Source organism: Candidatus Jordarchaeum sp. (genome assembly GCF_052745115.1).
This window is the reverse complement of sequence record NZ_JBRAKS010000031.1, coordinates 1-17,939: the sequence shown is the minus strand read 5'-3', so window position 1 is coordinate 17,939 and position 17,939 is coordinate 1. Positions and strand designations below refer to the sequence as shown.

Sequence of the window (17,939 nt, the reverse complement as noted above, 5' to 3'; positions counted from 1 at the left end):
ATCTTTATTAAGGCTATTCTCACCATATGTTCAAATAAAACTCCTTGATGTTTGGATACGTCTTGGTGGATGGCTGGAAAAGCTCGTTTCCAGTTTTCACTTCACACAATTACCCGATTTTTAACATCTTCATGTGAAAATTTTGGACACAGGGATGTGGAAACAAGCAAGTCACGCCATCACCATGAATAAGCCAAACATTCAAAGGAGTCAACATTGAACATATGGATTGTCAGATTTGAATATAGAACCTTTAAAAAATGGACAAGTAGCCGGCTAAGTTTAATGAACTTTGGAAAATATGGAGCTGTAGAGGTAGATTCTTGATCACTATTTTGTGGCTTATATTATGACGTCGTTAAGCAAGATTAAATAATCCATCAAAAGTCTTGTTATCAGAAAATTTTTTCTGACAATTTCCTTACCTTTTTTACCCATTTCTTTTGCCTGATTAGGATTCTTTAGAAGTTGAGTAATTCTGTCTGCAAATCCTCTATTGTCATTAGGTTCAAGTAAAAATCCGTTCTCACCATCAATTATTTGAAGACAGATACCGCCAACGCTTGAAGCCACGACAGGTGTTCCCTTCCAAAGGGCCTCGGTTATGGTAAGTCCAAAGCCTTCTCTCTGGGATTTCTGTACTATAACATTGGAGGTTCGTTGTAAAGCGTTTACCAGAATATTGTTTTCAGAGGTTATTAGAATGACATCATTGTTTTTTATTAGATTTTTAGCTTTTCGTCTTACTTTCTCATAGATCTTCATGCCCTCTGGGTCATCAGAGGCCATAGACCCACATAAAACTAATCGGCAATCCACCTTTTCTTTGACGAGCTTAAAAACATTTAACACTCCCTCTGGATCCTTCCACTTGTCAAACCTTGATATCTGAGTTATAAGAGGTTTGTCAGTGGGGACATCAAATTTTTTGAGATATTTCTCAATATCGCTATCAGAAAGTTCAATATTTTTTGTATCCAGTGGATCAATAGCGGGATGAATAATTCTCTGGTCTACGGGGAGGTTCACCCTACGGTAGTCTTCGGAAGAAATAATAATGGCGTCGTATCTGAGAACGAAGTTTTTAAAATAGTCCCAGACTTCCTCATTGGGATTTGAACAATCAACGTGACACCTCCAGATCCAAGGCTGCCTTTTCTTATAAAATCTTATGAGGGGTAAAGGCTGGGGATCGTGTACAATTACACAGTCATGATCTATATTTGCATATACCGAAAAGTCCTCATTGGCTTGCAAATAAAGACGCTTCTTCATTTCGGTAAAATTTATGGATTCTCCCTGAAGCGCGTTATGAAATTTCTTAGTTATAGTAAAAAAGTCAGGAGTGCCATGAAGAATCCTCCAGTCCGCATCTAGACCAGCATCATTCATCAACGGTACCAGCGATTCTAAAATCTCCGCAACACCGCCTCCCTGATAAGTACTGTTTACGTGTACTATGTGCTTTCCATAAAGTTTACTTGCTAATCTGTGTATCTGAGAAATAACTCTATCTCCTACAATTTCCCGATAATCCTCCAAGCTGCGCATGCTATTTCCTCATCAACTGTTTTAGTAATGATCGTACTTCTTCTGGCGAATACAAGTTGAATCTAGCGTGGGTTCTACCAAAGCCTACTTTAATCGTGTATGAAGTTTCAGGAAGAGCGGCAAAGGTGTCTTCATCCGTCCAGTCATCACCGATTGCCATAATAAAGTCCCAGTCTCCCCTTGATAACCAGTGTGATGTAGCGAGCCCCTTATCTATACCCGCATTTTTGATTTCAATTACTTTACTCCCTTCCAAAACATCAAGGTTAAAATGGGCAGCAACATTCAAAAGAGAACCCTTTAATTCAATCACATTTCTAGCGCTTAACTCCGGATCTGCGGTTCGATAGTGCCAAACAAGCGAAAACTCTTTTTCTTCGATAAAAGAGCCGGGTGTTTTGTCTGCATAAATTTCAAGAAATGGCCTTATTTCTGCCTTCCATTCATTTCCTATCGGCTTTATAATCTCCCAATTTCCTTCTTTCTCTTTTATCCAAACCCCGTGCTCAGCAGTTAATCCCACATTCAAGCTTTTAAACCAGCTATCCAATGTTCCTTTTTCTCGTCCGCTTATGATTACCACTTCATTTTTAGATTCCTGGGTGAGTGCTTTAAGTAGTTCCAGAAGTTCTTCGTCGGGCTTTGCTTGGACCGGTCTTGGTGCAAATGGAACAAGAGTACCGTCATAGTCCAATAAAATTAAACTTTTATTGCTTTTAAGATAATCATCAACAATTTTTTCCTTCATGTTACCTGTAAGTATTTTTGCATTAAGCTCCTTCTGAAGATCTTTGATATTATTCAATCCGCCCATAAATTCATTCACCCATCTGTGTATGTCATAACGCTGTAGTCTGCTTTGCATATTTCTGTTTCGCTTTATTTGTTCTTCCTCCGACATCACTAGTGCCTTTTTTATGGCTTCTGCAATTTCCTCCTTATTATTTGGATTCACTATGAGTGCGTCTCCTAATTCTTTTGCAGCGCCCGTCATTTCGCTGAGAATTAAAACTCCTTTTCCATCGGTTTTAGTGGCAATAAATTCTTTCGATATTAGATTCATTCCGTCCCTAAGAGGAGTAATAAGGGCAACATCAGCAATACGATAAAGACTAAGTAGAGTGTGAAAAGGTATAGAACGATAAAGGTACCAAACAGGCATCCAGCCAATAGTGCCGTGCATACCGTCAATTCGCCCGATAAGTTCGTCAACCTGTTTTTTTAACAAAATATAGCTTTCAATCTCTGTACGCGAAGGCACCGCAACCATAATAAGTGTTACCTTTTGCCTAAATTCTGGATAATTTGTTAAAAACGTGTCAAACGCTTCCAATCGTTGAGGTATACCCTTCGAGTAATCTAACCGATCGATGGATAAAATTATTTTACGCTCTCCCACTCTTTTATGTATCATTTTAATTTCTCTTTGCACTTTCGGATCGCTTTCAACTCTGGCGAATCTATCATAGTCTATTCCCATAGGGAATGTGTCCACTCTCACCAAACGATTACTTAGAGTGATCTCACCTAGTGTATGGTCATAACCTAATATACGGCGGACATTGCTGAGGAAGTATTTAACGTAATCGTATGTATGAAAACCTACAAGATCCGCGCCTAAAAGTCCTTCCATGATTTCTTTACGCCATGGGAGCAGATGAAATACCTCAAACGATGGGAAAGGTATGTGGAGGAAAAATCCAATCGTTGCATCTGGCATTTTGTTCCTTATAAGCTTTGGAAGAAGCATTAAATGATAATCATGAATCCATATGGTATCCTCAACTTCAGCAACCTCAACAATTACCTCACAGAAAGCCTTATTTACCCTAACATATGATTCCCAGTAGTTTTTATTATATACCGTAAATTCTGGGAAGTAGTGGAAAAGGGGCCAGATGGTTTCGTTACAAAAGCCATGATAGTAATCTTCAATATCTTCTTCAGACAAAAAAACAGGAGCCAAATTTTTGGAAGCAAATTTTTCAAAGATTTCCTCTCTTTCCTCCTCTTTAAATTTGTCCAAAGTAACTCCTGGCCATCCTATCCATAAACTCTTTTTTGATTTGTGAACTGGGCCCAACCCAGTAACCAAACCACCCACACTAGTCTGAAAATTTAGTTTTCCTGCTCTCTTTCCTATGTTTATGGGTAATCTATTCGAAACTATTAATAATTTTTCCAAATCGGATCACTTCAAATATTTTTTTGCAATTATCTCTCATGAATAACGCAATTTTCCTTGTTATAACTCACATCGAAGTTGGATTTGTGTAATTATTTGGATGTTAACAAGAAACACCACATTAAATTAAGCTGCATTTATTCTTGGTAGCTGTATCTTTCCTCTTTCCATGGATCACCATGGTTATGGTATCCCCGACTCTCCCAGAAGCCTCTTCTATCCTTTTCGGTGAACTCCACACCAGTAACCCATTTGGCACTTTTCCAAAAATAAAGTCTCGGAACTGCGAGTCTTACCGGATAGCCATGCCCCGGAGTTAGTGGTTCATCATTGTGTTTAATAGCGAATATGGGCATCTGGTTCGAAGAAATCGCTTAGTGAAAGGTTGGATGTGAAGCCACCCACTGAACGTACGATAACATATTTAGCTTCAGGCAGTATATTAACAAGATCTTTTATAACACTGGTGCTTACTCTCTCCCAGAGATTATTAAGTTCCGACCAACCAGTAACACAATGAATATCCGAAAACACTTTAATCATTGGCAATGACAGGAATTCTTGATAACTAAGCTTTCTTTCTTCTTCTACTAGCCCCCAGATCTTAAACTTCCACTCTGAAACATCTACCTTCGGTACTTTACCGTAGTGAAGAACAGGCCATTTCTCTGTCACCCTTTGACCGGGAGGTACTCTGTTCGATTTTTCCGTATCCGGGCTTGTAATTACTTTATTTTTCATAGACTATTCCCTCATACTACCCAAAAAGCATTTTCAGGCTTTATTTTTCAATATTCTATAATTATTTTTCTTCAGGATTATTGTAGTTTCTCCGCCTTCTTCAGCTCTTTGTTTTACAATTAAACTCAAGCTTTAAAATTTTTACCTCTGATAAAATTTCAGCGCAGAATTTTACCTACACTACTTGTCTGAATCCTTCATACTGCGTCATACCCACAATTCCTGGTGACATGGTATAACATCTGGCTAAGGACACATATTTATCTGGAAGCCTTCCCTTGAAAGGCACTATAATACACTTTAGTTGATAAACTCCTCTAAAAGCCTCCATAGGATCAGTTGAATAAGTTGACTCTGCTTTAAACAGGCTAATCTCTGTCTCACCATCCCTAATCTCCTTAAATGAGCGAATCTTACCATCCCCTGCTACAATCAATCCTTTTTCATCATTAGATAAAGCGAACCAATCATTAACCAGAGGATGAAATATTCTATTATCTCTAACTTCCAATGGTACTAGATGACTGCCCAATTCTCTCCAAAGCATCCTCGGTCTACCTATACTCGGTCTAAGATTTAAAGGCTCAATACGCCCCGCATGTGCGCCTCTCACATCGACCTGCGATTCTACCTCTAACAGAGGCAAACCTCGATAAACCCTAAACCTTGTAGATATACTAGAACTATTAGTTAGCATCCGATTGTATCTAACCTCCGCGAAAACACCTCTATCTCCCCTATTTGACACCTCCACCGAGGGAGAGGTTTCCAAATTTTCCTCGTCCAGAAACGAAGTCAAAGAATCCAAAAAAGGCTGATCCTCCCCGCCATAAATTGTATCATTGGATTTATCAACTAGACGTAGAGGAACGCCCTTTTTAAATTGTAGTTCCAGAAGTTCATTACCTAAAACGTTTTCAGAAACAGAGAAAGCTTCTCTACTTTCCATTTCCAATTCGCCCTTAACAATCTGAGCAGTAACAATCTCTCCTGGCTTTAAGCCACCAATATAAACTAGATTGGCCTCATTTAATGTCCCATCAAAATGGAGCTTAGAACTAGTAAAATCTGAAAGAACATTTTCTTCCCCAATTTGTAAAACAACTTCCTCCATTTTTAATACTCGATCCTCTAACCTAATTCCTAAGTTTAAAGGCATCTCTGGAACTTGATATGGATGGTAATTAAAAATTAAGTATTTTTTAAAGGGTTCCTTTGCCCAATCAAAACTCATTCTGGAAAAAATTTTCTCACTGGCTACTGCACCAGCAATCTGAGCTATTTCTGAAGCGTAACGATATTCATACTCTCCCTGAAACCTCTTATAAGTACACGGGGCCCAACCCAACTTATCGGAGTTCTGGCCTAAAAGCATCCACTTTTTTGCCTCATCTAGCTCTCCCTCCTCCTCAATAACATCGACCCCTTCACCTTTGGCTTTTTTTATCCAAAATTCGGCTTCACGAATATCCTGTCTGACATTTTCATTCAAAGTCCATAAATATTGATCCCAGGGATCTCTAACCCAAAGCAAGTAGTCATAAGGACCGGGAACCCATGTCAAATCATGGAGGGCCAAGCTTTTTCCCACCTTTGCACTCCGTACAAAATCACTACAAAGTACGTACTCCACATAGCCCAACTTATCAAACTCACTTATATAATCCTCTAGAACGTCCGTCCGCAGCACTTCGGCATCCTCCATAATTACAACCAGAACATCGCCAAACTCACTATCCTTCATTTGTTTAATCTTAGCAACAGGGTCCTCAACCACACCGGTAACAAACAGAACACAAGGAATAGTGGTAGCGCCATCATAGGCTATTAACTCATGCATTCTATGGTCCAGATTAGAAACATCCTGAAGCAAATTACGCACCGCAGACATCTGTATCACAAAATAATCCACACCATTTCTCCGGAAAAGAATGGGCATTGCAGGATGATAAGAGCACTCCTGAGCAAAGTACCCTTTGGAAACGCGTTTAAACGTCTTAGTCAAATTCTTTACAGCTAGCCTATGTTGAAAATCAAACTCTTCTCCGGTGTGCATAGCAGGAAGACTAAAACTCCACGTGTCCAGTAAAATTTCAAACTGTCCTTTCTCAATCCCCTTATTAATGCGATCAATAACATCCGGCGCCACCCGCTTAAGATAATTAATGGACCGGGTTGCCTCAATATCCCAGCCAGCCTTAATCCTTGGAAAACGGTCAAAAAAATCCAGCAAAGCCCGATAAATGTTCGGAAAACGCCGGATCACCTCTTCATCAGTATATTCCGCATAAAACATATTCAAGTGAAAATGAAAATTCACATAAACCGTCAATTCTAAACACCTTCTGCAAAAATATTTTAAATATTGAAAAACACGGAAATTAATCTTCCTATTTTTAATATCATAAACAATATCCGCGTATTACTTCTATAATACCAAGTTTGAAAATAACAAGTAAAGAAATTGATTTCCAACAATCTACATGGTGGGGGTGTGCACAACGGAACATGCAAAGGTTTCTTTCATAGGGCTCCCAGCTGTGGGAAAAACCAGCATTGTTACGTTGCTAACCGACGAAAAAGTGGTGGAGAATTACCAACAGACCATCGGACTAAATTTAGGTTTTCTATCCGTGGGCGACTATGAGGTTAGCCTTTTCGACATCGCGGGACAGGGCAGATTTCACTTCTTATGGAGGGGCTTGACAAGAGGTTCCAAAGTTATTTTTATTGTGACCGATTCAACACCTGAGAATCTTGCAGAAACAAAGCAGATAATTGAAAAATATGCTAATATACCTGGCACCACATTCTGGGTAATAGCTAACAAACAAGATCTTCCCGGAGCTCTAAGTCCAAAACAAGTGGAGGATCATCTGGGGCTAAAAACTTATGGCATGGTAGCAATTGATCCCAAAAGAAAACCAGTAATGTGTCAAATATTGAGAGAGGCAATTGAGGAGTATGTGTTGAAAAAGAAAAGTAATTAGAAAAAGGTTTCCTTCTATCAAAAATTATTTTTTGTATACACTGCCCTAAAAATTTATGGAACCAAAAATAAGCTTAATATCAGATAAATTTCTGCTGTGTGGTCTGCTTTTTTAAGAGTAATATTAATATAATTATTAATAACAGATTAATCTTCTATATCCAATTTTTAATTTTTGAAAACTTCCAATATTATTCGTATTAAAAAGAGGAAAATGAAAATGAAGCAATTAAGAATCGGAGTATTAGGATGCGGTACGGCTGCTCATTTTCACGCCTCAGCATGCAGGCCTTCACAGAAAATCAAATTAGTGTCCGCCTATGATGCGAACTATGAGAATACCAAAAAGCTAGCAGATATTTACCACCTAACTGCGAGCAGAAATTATCAGGACATTTTGAAAAGTAATGATGTTGACGCTGTTCTTATAGCGCTTCCCCACTTTTTACACAGCGATTTAACCATAGAAGCTGCAGAGGCTGGAAAGCATATCCTATGCGAAAAACCCATGGCGCCAACCCTTGAGGAATGTGACACAATGATCAAGGCAGCAAAAAAGGCGGGAGTCAAATTAATGATTGCTGAGAACCACCGCTTTCTACCCGCCCATAAACTAATTAAAAAAGTACTTAATGAGGGATTAATAGGAATCCCTCTTCTGGTAAGAGGATACGAGGGGGTGGATGAGACCCCCGATCTTTCTATACCCGAGCACTGGAAAGGTTCACCAGAAAAAGCAGGTGGCGGCGTATTAATGGATGCAGGGGTTCACAAATTTGCTATCCTCAATTGGATGCTAGGCGACGTATCATTAGCTTACTGTTGGCTTGCAAAGCAAATGATAAAACTTGAAAATAAAGCTGATGACAACGCCATGATGTTCATGAAGTTTGAAAGCGGGTGCATCGGCGAAATTGTGGTAAGTGACACGGTATTCAGCACTCCCAATAATAGGCTGGAGTTTTATGGAACAGAAGGAACAATTCTGGAAGATCACTCTTGGAAAAAACCAGTTCAGATTTTCTCAACAGTAAAGGAAGCCGGTGAAAAAAGATATCAATGGTATAGTCCGGATGTAGAGCATGAACCATTCCCTATGTACTACATTATCAGTTTTAGGCACGAAGATGAGCATTTTGCAGAATGTGTACTTGAGGACAAACAACCTGTTTTTACTCCAGAAGAAGCAAAGAAAGCGGTGGCGATGGTACTTCTAGGTTACTTATCTGCTAAAACAGGAAAAACCGCTACACTAGAAGATTTAGAAAAAGTAGCATCAACCAAAGGAACCCGTAGTATAATTGAGGGGTTAGAGAAAATTAGCATATAACTTATTAACAATTTAAATTTTCGATCCCCATCTAATAATAAATATTAACATAACTTGGAGAGCTTTTAGACAGGCATTTCCCGATTTTATTTTAGGCTTCCAATCGTCTCAGAAGATCTCCAATTATTTGGATAAGTAAACTTATTAAAAATCCCAGATTTATCATGTATCCATCGGAGGTGCGGGTGATAAGTCCGCCTTCCTCAAGTCTGCGCGCCGCATTGGTAGCTGCCTGTTTTGAAATTCCCAGTTTATCTTTTATCTCACCCGCTGGAACTGGTTCCCCCTTAGTATGTTGAAGCAAAAGTTCTAGTATAGAGTACATGGTCTTGGCTCTTGGATCAGTTAAACGCTTTAACAGGGTCTTAAAATCTCCAGCAATTACTTCGCCTTCCTCCAGTGGTTCCTCATTTCTCATTCATACCTACCTCCAAACCGAACAAATTTTCTTCCCATAATTTAAGTATACGGTTATTTTTTCTTCATTTCGTCCTCGATGCTTTTTACTCTCTTTTCAAGGTCTAGGACAATATCCAGAATTGCTGCGAGTAAAAATCCCATATTGGGAGTATAACCCTCCTTTTCTCTAATTATCATTTTAGCGTCTTCCAATATTTTCCCACCGTGCGAAAGATTGGAAGGCGTCAACTCCAAATCTTCCTGAATTTTGGCAGAGGCCACCGGGCTTCCTTTTTGGCTCTCAAGAATATAATTCAATATAGAGATGCTCCTTCCCCGGAGACCCTTAATGATCTCCAATAACTTTTTTCGCTCTTCGGTTTCTCCCAGACTACTCATCTTCGCTTCACCTCCCTTAATTTTTCTACAATATCAGTCAAGGAGAAGAGAACCATCGCTAAAATAAACCCCTCATTAGCCTCATATTCCCCCCTATTTTTAGAAACTAGAAAACCAATTTTTTGTAACCTACTCAGAGCATTCCAGGCTGTCCCCTCAGTTATTCCTAGAACCTCTACCAGTTCCTTCGGAGTAACAGGCTTAGGGGAACACAGAATGTACTCAATTATCTGAATGGAAGACTCCCCCAGCCTCAACAGCTTACTAAACGCATCTTTGGGGCCAATTTGTTCCTCATCCTCAATCATCCTGAAATCACTTCTCTAAAGCTTTAATCAATTCCTGCACCTTAAACAAGAGAAGCGCAGTTATAAAGCCAAAATTAGGTTCATACTCTCCTCTTTCCACAGATCTAATAAAACCATCCGACTCTAAACGTCGCACAGTTTTCCAAACACTATTCTCTGTTAAACCCAAATTGTCAATAAGCTCCTTGGGAGTAACCGGCCTTGGACTAGTAAGAATATAAACCAGAACCCTATTTGCAGTATCCCTTAATCTTAAAAGCTTATCAAACTTATCAAAAAGTTCCTCAGTCCCATTAACAACCAAAACCGGTGCCCCCTTCCCAAACAAAACTATTCAAGCTCTCTCAACCTGCGCTCATGATCCAGTAACATTTCCAGAATATCCAAATTTGAAACATACCCAGTAGAATTACCCTCCATATCAACCTTTGAAACCAACCCCTTACTACCCAAACGCACAAGATACTTTCCCACATCATTAAGCGGCATGCCCAAAATTTCCGCAATCTCAACCGGTCTCAAGGGACGATGGGAAATTGACAGAAGAGACAAAACCTTAAGACTTCCTCCCCGTAACCTCAACACAGTATTACCTATTCGGCTACTCAAATCCCTATTCACCTCCTACCTTGTGAAATCCTCCAAACTCTTATCGGCATAACCCTTAATTTTAGAACCCAAAATAAAAGTCAAAAAGGCCTTACAAAAGGCGTGAACATTAACCTCATACATGCCGCGTTCAACCTTATTCAAAAGTCCCGCCTTATTCATATAATGGATTGCAATATTGGCGGCATTCAGGCTGATTTTGAGTTTCTCGGCTATCTCAGAAGCCGATAAAGGTCTTCCCTCATCTAACATAAGGTTGATAATGTCCAAACGTGTTTTAGATCTTCCCAAACCTAATAACTCATCCAGCATTGAGGGCGCCTCAATTAATTTTCGGTGTGGTTCTCCTAGATTTAAGCTGTTTTGGGAGATATCTGAACTGTCATTTATTCAATATTTATTTCTTTTAGAGTGGAAGTAAGGATTTTAATAGGAGTATTATGAATCTTGTATATATATTTTATGGTCTTTTTTTAAAAAAATCCTTTTAAAAGTATAATCAGCGATAAAGGTACACTATCATAATTTCAACAAATTATTTAAATACCTTGATAGGAATCGCTTTTATTATCCGTTTTACACGTATCAGACTATAATTTTTAGGCAAAAATTGATCATTTTTATAGGAAAAATCCACACTCTGAGTCCCAGGCTTCCTTCCACTTTATTAAACTCAAGAAAGTTTTTAATTAACAATAGAAGTCCTATCACAAAAATGGCTATTTATTTATATATTATGATAGGTATCCCTTCCATCTTTTTAAAATTTCTTTGTGTTTTCCACTAGATTTAAATAGAAGTTTGATTATAAAACTAGTCAAGCCAAATTAACATGAGGTAAAAACAATGACGGTTGAGGAAACCGGCCTTGAAACACCCGTGCTGAGAGCTATCATAAGCTCTGAAGTCGAAGAGTACGAGTATTTGCGATCCAAAGAACAAATCTTGAAGGGCGCCTCTCCCGTGGGATTTGTAACTAGTCCAACCAGCACTAAAAAGTGCGATTTTGCAGTCTTCGACTACGCCACGGAGTACGTTTACGAGGGCCAGCTCCTCACCGTCAGCCACAACAACACTAAAGCAATCGGACTAGTATCAAACCTATTCGCCGCCACCCGGGGAGCAACCACAGATGTTTTGAACTACTTTTCCAGCCTATACGGCGAAGTGCCTCGTCTGGATCAGAATATGAAGTATGGGGAACTCCGATTATATGGAATTCCCGCCAATCCAGGTGTGAGAAGATTGTCACATCCTCCTAAACCATGTTCCCCAATTTTTATCGCGAGCAGAGAAAATTATGAGGCACTTTTCCGTGACCCGGAGAGGGACGGAGAATACTATCCGGTGGGTAAAATTCGGGAAACCGATTACCCAGTTGACCTCGATGCCTCAGCCATATTACGCTTGGGAGTAGGTATATTCGCCCGTATCGGAATGGGTAAGAGTGTTACCACAGCGGCAAATATCTTGGGTATGTCTTCTCTAAAGCAGAAGGTCAATGTTCTGGTATGGGATCACACTGGGGAATACGCTACCAGCAATCTTGACCGGTTATGTAACAATTTCCAAGTTATGTCTAGTAGCGAGTTACCAGTAGTTCCCACCGAAGCCAGTGATATTGTAAAAACTCTCGGCTTAGATGTGCTTCCCTCTCAGGCTAAAAAAGCAGTCGAAGTAGCTGCCGACCTCTTTATAATGGATTTTACCTGCGGTGCTGCCGAGCTTAATCCCGAATGCTTCTTGTCATATGTTGATCAGTGGCTGGATGAGTTCTATAAAAAAGATGGGTCCATAAGTGCCTGGAGCTCTGCGATAAGGCGCAGAGTCAAAATGCTTGGTAAAAATGTTTTTACAGGAGCAAGCGTTGATCAGTATAACAAAATTTGGAAGAGAGTTGCTGGGAATATTCTGGTTATTGATGCTTCTTATGATTCCTTGGATGCAAGACAGGCCAAGATTGGTACTATAGCAGATTTGGTTTTGCGGAATAGGTATCCGATTCATTTGGTGATTGATGAAGCAAAAAACTATATCCCCGAGATGGGAGGGTCTTATGGGCAAATAACTGTGGGAAAGCCTTACCTCTGTTCTGGTAAAATTACCAGTTTCTCGGAGGAGGGGCGTAAATTTGGTGCCAATCTTACCATTATAAATCAGAGAATCTCTCGAATTTCGAAAACCGTCTTCTCCAACCTCAGCACCCTATTCTGCGGATGTTTAACTGCAGCAAACGACATGAGGGCTATTGAAGACTACACCGATTTTCCTGAAATTCAGAAAATTCTTCCTCGGTTAGGAGTGGGCGAGTTTCTAATTGCCGGTATGGCTACTCCTCTGAAAGATCCTCTCTGTGTATGTATAGAAAAGGGAGATATTCAGCTGGGTTATGGTGGAAAAAGCGTTTTCGACCTGCATAAGGATTTCGCGGAGCGGAATGGGGGTTGACCAACCTATTAAAATTCCTAGAGGCGGAGCGAAGCGGAAAATATAGAAGTGAATTATTCCATCAAACACTGGATATTCTCGAATCCGAGGTTCATCGATTTTATGACGTGTATCTCGAATTAATCGAAGCGGTTGAGGGTCTGAATGACCGTAAAGAGATTGACACCCTAAAACTGAGAATCAACCCCGCGGCAAAAGACGCAGTCACTCAAGCAGTTGACGGTTCCTCCAATAGAAGTCAAAGAGCAGGCCTGGACCTTATAGTTGTTTCAGCTGCGGGAATCACTTTTAAGTGCAATAATCCCGTAGCACACAATCCCTATATTATTGGAAAATGTATACCAGTGATGGGATTAGTGGATGAAGATGTGGAGCGGATTCAAGCAATATCCCGACAATACTTGGAGCGTCTAGTCACTCTCAAGGCACTTGATAGTAGCAGCTATGATCTGGTTTTACTAGACGGCCCCTTCCTTCCTCACTACGACCTCCTACCTTATGATCCTGCGGATTCGAAGATTTTCAGTAACCGTGCAAGAGAAGTGCAAAAGGAATATCGAACTGTTTTTGAAAAAATTTATGGGAATAATGGCACCGCAGACATGGTGGCTGAAAAACTTTTAGAAACTCTACACGCTTTTGTAATCAAATCTCCCCACTCTATGGATTTTATTTCAAATCACCGGGGCGTATCTTCATGGCTGAGTGGCGTATATGGTAGAATAAATGATGCTAATCTTTTAGACTCTGTCCTTCCCCCGAGTAACCGAGAGGGCTTCCACATAACTACTCCACAAACCAGCAAATTGTGGTCAATATTAGCCCAGAGGAAAATCTTTGGACCAAGATATTCAAAGTTTCTCTCTGAGCAAAGATTTTTCTACATAAAACCTCACCAAGATGCACTTCCCATCAGAGTGGAGGTACATAAGGGTCTAGCGGAGAACGAAAAACTGCTCGAATACTTGTGCTCAGCAATCTATTATCAGGCAAGCAATTTGAACAATGTGCCTTGGTCCTTGGAATTCGCCCATGCTTTCAGCCTTATTGAAACAGATTTACCCAACTTTCTGGCAGATGAACTACTAGCCAAAATCGTTAAAATCGCCAGAAAAAACAATATCTCTCCCAAAAAGTTTTACCGGTTATTTAAACCAAAACACGGATTAGAGGTGATCTGGAACACAAGGAAACCAAGGGGGGTCTAGAACTGGGCATCGAACAATCAGGGTCACTGGGCTTCATCAGAGCAAACCGAGACGCTATGGCATACACCACCCTCTTCCCTGTCCTCAGAATAGGAGAACCTCTCAGAAGAAAATTCATAGACAACTGTATAAAAAAATTCTACGAAAAAAAACCCATACTCCCCACCTATCAACTGAGAAAAATTATAGACGTTTTCTACTCTCGAGGAGAAGAATCAATCATCGCCCGAGCCACCCGCTTATTAAATATTCCTGCCGAAATATCCAAACTCCTAACCGAAATAATCGGAGTCACCCTCAACAGCAACGGAGCCTTAAAAGAGCTCCACAAAAAAATCGAAATAGAACTAACTCCTATCATAGTGAAAAACGGAAAGCTCACCGTACTAAAAAACAGCAGCTACCTCCTCCATGGAACCCATCAAGACTGGAGCGACCACCGAAAAATTTTCGACTTAATACTACACTCCCCCACCTTGATTAGCGTAGAAGAAATCATCAAAGTAGCCCAAAGCTTCACCGACCACCCTAGATTACTGTTAAAAGAGCTCCACGACAATAAAATAATCACCCTACTAGGAAATGGAAAAGAAACCTTAATCTGGAAAACAGGAACCCCACCCCCTAAAACTATAATATCCGCTCTCAGAGAAATACGCCAAAAAAAACTAGAAGTAACCACCCTCCAAATACTGCAACATCAAGACCTAGAAGAAATCAAAAACTCTCCCCTCTATGAACGCCTAGTAGAAACCCTAGAAATACTGAGCAAACACCAAATAATAAAAGAAGAGAAACAATACGTAATAGATCAATACTCTTCTATAAGCCTTGAAGCGGCCATAAACGAGGTAACACCTTTAATTCAACTATACAAGTTTATGTAACTCTTTCAGAAATCAATCTCCTTACCATAATAAATACACTGATAGATTTTCTCGATTTCTTCCCTCGTGAATGATCTAGGATTCAAGGTAGCGGAAGCATCCTCATAAATCATCCTAATTAAACGCCCAAAATTTTCTTTAAAATCTTTCTCCACAATACCTGATTCCTTCAAACTAAGGGGAATACCAATCTCCATCATAAGCTGTCGTGTCCTATCGGCCAACATCTTAGCCGCCTTTTTTTCGTTCTGCTCCTTAATTCCAATAAGCTCTGCCAGCTCAGCCAAAAATTTTGCCGAAGTTGAAATATTATACTCTATAACGTAAGGTAACGCTACGCCACAAACCAATCCGTGTGGTAATCCAAAAACTGCTCCAACCGAATGTGCTACTCCATGAGCAATACCTACAGAGGAGTTGCCAAAAGATAATCCTGCCATAGTTGCCGCATTAGCCATTTTTGTGCGGGCTTCCATATCGTCACTATTCATGCATGCTCTGGGAAGATACTCGAAAATAAGTTGGATAGACCTCATAGCTAATGCGTCAGAAAAATCGTTTTTCCAAGAATTTATGTAACTCTCCACAGCATGGGTTAAAGCATCCATACCTGTAACTGCAGTCAGCTTGGGAGGCATACTAACCGTAAGCTTAGGATCAACAATTGCTGCAAAAGGAACAATCTCCTTCGCCATCAGTATCATCTTCCGATGCTCCTTGGTATTAGTAACCACAGTAGCCCAAGTCACCTCCGAACCGGTACCACTAGTGGTTGCGACGGTGATAAGCCTAGCCTTCTGATTTACCATCACTGGAGTAAAAGCATTAATATCCTCCATCCGCTTATCTGGATTCTCCCACAACACCCAGGCTGTCTTAGCAGCATCCATACTTGACCCACCGCCCAACCCAAGGATCCAATCTGGCTCGTAACTCTTCAACTTATCCACAATTCTCATAACCGTAACATCTGAAGGGTCTGGTTCAACCTCATCAAAAACCTCACATTCTATACCGGCAATTTTTAACTTATCCTTAACCTTGTCAACAATCCCCAAATCAACTATAATCCTATCCGTAACGATTAAAGTCTTACTACCCCGAATCTGCTCCAAGTAATCCAAAGCATCCTCGCCGAAAACAACCTTCGGCCCAATAAAAAACCACACAACCATCACCCCAATCAAATCAAACAATAAAAACGATAATAAGACTTAAAGAAACTCGCTCTGAATAGCAGTAGTGGTGTTAACCATCTCCTGAGCCGCTTTAGTATATTTCATCACCTTAGCCATATCGCCCTTCAACTTCAGCCTCCCCATGATTAAACCTTGAACTGGATCTAGCTCCTTCTTAATCACCCTAACCCATACACTGTAAGGAGCCTCAATGACAAAATTTGTTTTCTTTTCTTCACCCGCTTTCAAAACATACGCATCCCTGCATTTCCCATGATAAAGGTCAATATATATCGCCGTCCGTTCCTTCAACTTATCATCAGCATCCAGAACGAAGAGAAAATCACCTTCCCAGTCCGAAGCCGAATCCTCATAAGCCCTATTCTCATTCAAGGCCTTCATATACGCCTTAGCCCAAGCATCACTTGGAAACCTAACCACAAAACAAACCTCCAAGTCATTCAAATTATTCCTTAAAACAGGAAAACTAACATCATATAATATAAATTTTATTAAAAAGACAATAACCAACAAGAATGAAAAGATTCCCACAGCGTATTCTCGAAAATGAATATAATATAGTATTTCGAAATATTTTTGTCATTTAAATGTGTATTTTTTATGGTGATGTTGTTGGGTAGGCGTGTTAAGTGGCTCACCAGGAGGGTTGACTTAGGCGAGATTGATGCTGAGATTGATAAGTGTAGAGCAAGGGGAGATGTAAGGTATCTGAATAAACTTACCGCAATTAGGATGCTTGCCCTGGGATATGAAAGGAAGCCTGTCCTCGACGCCGTAAGGATAAGTGAGAGGACACTGCTCAGGTGGGTTGAGCAGTGGAACCTGGGCGGTTTTAAGGGACTCAAGCCTGGAAAGGGAGCTGGCAGACCTCCTAAGCTTAGTGAGGAGGAGCTGAAGGAACTCGATGAGGACCTGGCCAAATCTCCGAGGGAGTCTGGTTACGACTACGACCTTTGGGCTACGAAGCTCGTACTCTTTCACGTAGAGAAGAAGTTCAGCGTGTCCTACCACAAAAACTCACTCTACAAGCTCCTCCGGACGATAGATTCGCAAAATCTGCCCTTTTTTTGAGGCTTTTTCCTTGTGTGCTTCAAACCTTGTTCCCAGCTTTTTTCAATCTGAGGCGGTTTAAACATAAAAAAATGAGGAAAAATACCGATAAAACAATAAATTATTAGGCTAATAAGGGAGAAAAACCGTAACAAAGATTCTGCGAATCTATCGCCGGAGAAGAGGCTATAACCTCCTAAAACCCTACATTAAGAACGCCGCGCAGAAGGAGGAAGAGGTTGAAAGCTATTCAAAAAAGGTCCTTCCCGCCCTTTTAAAAAAGGGGAGAAGCTGGAGAAGAGAGGGCTGAAAGTCGCAATACTGTTTGAAGACGAGTGGTTCGTTGAGCTACGCATAAGGTTAAGGAGGGCATGGGCGAGGGAGAAGAAACTCACAGCCCGCTGCTGGGTTAGCAAAAACGATAAGATCGCGGTCTTCGGCTCCGTAGACGTAGAAGGACTGGTGATTCTCCACACCGCCAAGACCGCCAACACGAATGAGTTCCAAGCCTGGGTAACTAAAGCAAGAGAGACCTACAATAACTACTACGTAATCTACATTATTCTGGACAACGTCTCCTACCACACCGTTGTCCGAAACTTACCCATCTAGGACACTTCCAGATGGTGTTCGGTT

Annotated in this window: 20 protein-coding genes; 7 read left to right on the top strand and 13 right to left on the bottom strand. The window is 40.4% G+C overall.

The features are described 5' to 3' along the window. Positions 1 to 342 precede the first annotated feature (342 nt). The 5 genes from ACUVXA_RS04050 to ACUVXA_RS04030 all read right to left on the bottom strand — a co-directional run bounded on the left by ACUVXA_RS04050 (position 343) and on the right by ACUVXA_RS04030 (position 6,809). Positions 343 to 1,551 (bottom strand): glycosyltransferase, encoded by a 1,209-nt coding sequence (locus ACUVXA_RS04050; protein WP_445869955.1) that lies wholly within the window; start codon positions 1,549 to 1,551, stop codon positions 343 to 345. A 1-nt stretch (position 1,552) separates the two neighbouring features. Beyond that, a complete protein-coding gene (locus ACUVXA_RS04045) occupies positions 1,553 to 3,736 on the bottom strand; it encodes a bifunctional alpha,alpha-trehalose-phosphate synthase (UDP-forming)/trehalose-phosphatase (RefSeq protein WP_445869954.1) in 2,184 nt (727 codons plus the stop codon). A 137-nt stretch (positions 3,737 to 3,873) separates the two neighbouring features. Next, complete coding sequence (locus tag ACUVXA_RS04040) at positions 3,874 to 4,092, bottom strand: molybdopterin-dependent oxidoreductase (RefSeq protein ID WP_445869953.1); 219 nt, start codon at positions 4,090 to 4,092, stop codon at positions 3,874 to 3,876. Then, the gene (locus tag ACUVXA_RS04035; protein WP_445869952.1) at positions 4,073 to 4,411 is read right to left on the bottom strand and encodes a molybdopterin-dependent oxidoreductase; all 339 of its coding nucleotides are present in this window, start codon (positions 4,409 to 4,411) and stop codon (positions 4,073 to 4,075) included. Before ACUVXA_RS04035 ends, ACUVXA_RS04040 begins: the two co-directional genes overlap by 20 nt. A gap of 241 nt (positions 4,412 to 4,652) precedes the next feature. After that, positions 4,653 to 6,809, bottom strand: a complete 2,157-nt coding sequence (locus tag ACUVXA_RS04030) for a hypothetical protein (RefSeq protein ID WP_445869951.1) — start codon at positions 6,807 to 6,809, stop codon at positions 4,653 to 4,655. 160 nt (positions 6,810 to 6,969) lie between these two features. On the opposite strand from ACUVXA_RS04030, the gene ACUVXA_RS04025 reads away from it, so the two are divergent. Both ACUVXA_RS04025 and ACUVXA_RS04020 read left to right on the top strand, forming a co-directional pair. Further along, complete coding sequence (locus tag ACUVXA_RS04025; protein WP_445869950.1) at positions 6,970 to 7,467, top strand: ADP-ribosylation factor-like protein; 498 nt, start codon at positions 6,970 to 6,972, stop codon at positions 7,465 to 7,467. Positions 7,468 to 7,686: 219 nt separating this feature from the next. Continuing rightward, on the top strand, positions 7,687 to 8,796 hold the full coding sequence (locus tag ACUVXA_RS04020; RefSeq protein WP_445869949.1) for a Gfo/Idh/MocA family protein: 1,110 nt from the start codon (positions 7,687 to 7,689) through the stop codon (positions 8,794 to 8,796). Positions 8,797 to 8,887: 91 nt separating this feature from the next. Here the strand turns inward: ACUVXA_RS04020 and ACUVXA_RS04015 are convergent, their stop codons facing one another. The 6 genes from ACUVXA_RS04015 to ACUVXA_RS03990 are packed head-to-tail and all read right to left on the bottom strand — an operon-like array spanning position 8,888 to position 10,823. Next, complete coding sequence (locus ACUVXA_RS04015; RefSeq protein ID WP_445869948.1) at positions 8,888 to 9,214, bottom strand: MarR family transcriptional regulator; 327 nt, start codon at positions 9,212 to 9,214, stop codon at positions 8,888 to 8,890. Between the two features lie 53 nt (positions 9,215 to 9,267). Beyond that, positions 9,268 to 9,594 carry a hypothetical protein gene (locus ACUVXA_RS04010; protein WP_445869947.1) on the bottom strand — a complete coding sequence of 109 codons (327 nt, stop codon included), beginning with the start codon at positions 9,592 to 9,594 and terminating at the stop codon, positions 9,268 to 9,270. Beyond that, complete coding sequence (locus ACUVXA_RS04005) at positions 9,591 to 9,902, bottom strand: HTH domain-containing protein (protein WP_445869946.1); 312 nt, start codon at positions 9,900 to 9,902, stop codon at positions 9,591 to 9,593. The genes ACUVXA_RS04010 and ACUVXA_RS04005 overlap by 4 nt, the downstream gene beginning before the upstream one ends. A gap of 7 nt (positions 9,903 to 9,909) precedes the next feature. After that, positions 9,910 to 10,206 (bottom strand): winged helix-turn-helix transcriptional regulator, encoded by a 297-nt coding sequence (locus ACUVXA_RS04000; RefSeq protein ID WP_445869945.1) that lies wholly within the window; start codon positions 10,204 to 10,206, stop codon positions 9,910 to 9,912. A gap of 26 nt (positions 10,207 to 10,232) precedes the next feature. Further along, positions 10,233 to 10,511 (bottom strand): helix-turn-helix domain-containing protein, encoded by a 279-nt coding sequence (locus ACUVXA_RS03995; protein ID WP_445869944.1) that lies wholly within the window; start codon positions 10,509 to 10,511, stop codon positions 10,233 to 10,235. A gap of 15 nt (positions 10,512 to 10,526) precedes the next feature. Next, positions 10,527 to 10,823, bottom strand: a complete 297-nt coding sequence (locus tag ACUVXA_RS03990; RefSeq protein WP_445869943.1) for a winged helix-turn-helix transcriptional regulator — start codon at positions 10,821 to 10,823, stop codon at positions 10,527 to 10,529. Between the two features lie 534 nt (positions 10,824 to 11,357). On the opposite strand from ACUVXA_RS03990, the gene ACUVXA_RS03985 reads away from it, so the two are divergent. Genes ACUVXA_RS03985 through ACUVXA_RS03975 form a run of 3 tightly spaced genes read left to right on the top strand, consistent with a single transcriptional unit; the run spans position 11,358 to position 15,054 of the window. Beyond that, on the top strand, positions 11,358 to 12,959 hold the full coding sequence (locus ACUVXA_RS03985; RefSeq protein ID WP_445869942.1) for an ATP-binding protein: 1,602 nt from the start codon (positions 11,358 to 11,360) through the stop codon (positions 12,957 to 12,959). Beyond that, complete coding sequence (locus tag ACUVXA_RS03980; RefSeq protein ID WP_445869941.1) at positions 12,956 to 14,167, top strand: DNA double-strand break repair nuclease NurA; 1,212 nt, start codon at positions 12,956 to 12,958, stop codon at positions 14,165 to 14,167. Before ACUVXA_RS03985 ends, ACUVXA_RS03980 begins: the two co-directional genes overlap by 4 nt. 56 nt (positions 14,168 to 14,223) lie before the next feature. Then, positions 14,224 to 15,054 carry a hypothetical protein gene (locus tag ACUVXA_RS03975; protein ID WP_445869940.1) on the top strand — a complete coding sequence of 277 codons (831 nt, stop codon included), beginning with the start codon at positions 14,224 to 14,226 and terminating at the stop codon, positions 15,052 to 15,054. Between the two features lie 5 nt (positions 15,055 to 15,059). On the opposite strand, the gene ACUVXA_RS03970 is transcribed toward ACUVXA_RS03975, so the two are convergent. After that, positions 15,060 to 16,223, bottom strand: a complete 1,164-nt coding sequence (locus ACUVXA_RS03970; RefSeq protein WP_445869939.1) for an iron-containing alcohol dehydrogenase — start codon at positions 16,221 to 16,223, stop codon at positions 15,060 to 15,062. A 45-nt stretch (positions 16,224 to 16,268) separates the two neighbouring features. After that, the gene (locus ACUVXA_RS03965; RefSeq protein ID WP_445869938.1) at positions 16,269 to 16,673 is read right to left on the bottom strand and encodes an SCP2 sterol-binding domain-containing protein; all 405 of its coding nucleotides are present in this window, start codon (positions 16,671 to 16,673) and stop codon (positions 16,269 to 16,271) included. Positions 16,674 to 16,865: 192 nt separating this feature from the next. Here ACUVXA_RS03965 and ACUVXA_RS03960 point away from each other — a divergent pair, with 192 nt between their 5' ends. Together ACUVXA_RS03960 and ACUVXA_RS03955 are read left to right on the top strand one after the other, a co-directional pair. Then, complete coding sequence (locus tag ACUVXA_RS03960) at positions 16,866 to 17,324, top strand: helix-turn-helix domain-containing protein (protein ID WP_445869937.1); 459 nt, start codon at positions 16,866 to 16,868, stop codon at positions 17,322 to 17,324. Positions 17,325 to 17,594: 270 nt separating this feature from the next. Then, a complete protein-coding gene (locus tag ACUVXA_RS03955) occupies positions 17,595 to 17,915 on the top strand; it encodes a transposase (protein ID WP_445869956.1) in 321 nt (106 codons plus the stop codon). Positions 17,916 to 17,939: the final 24 nt, after the last annotated feature.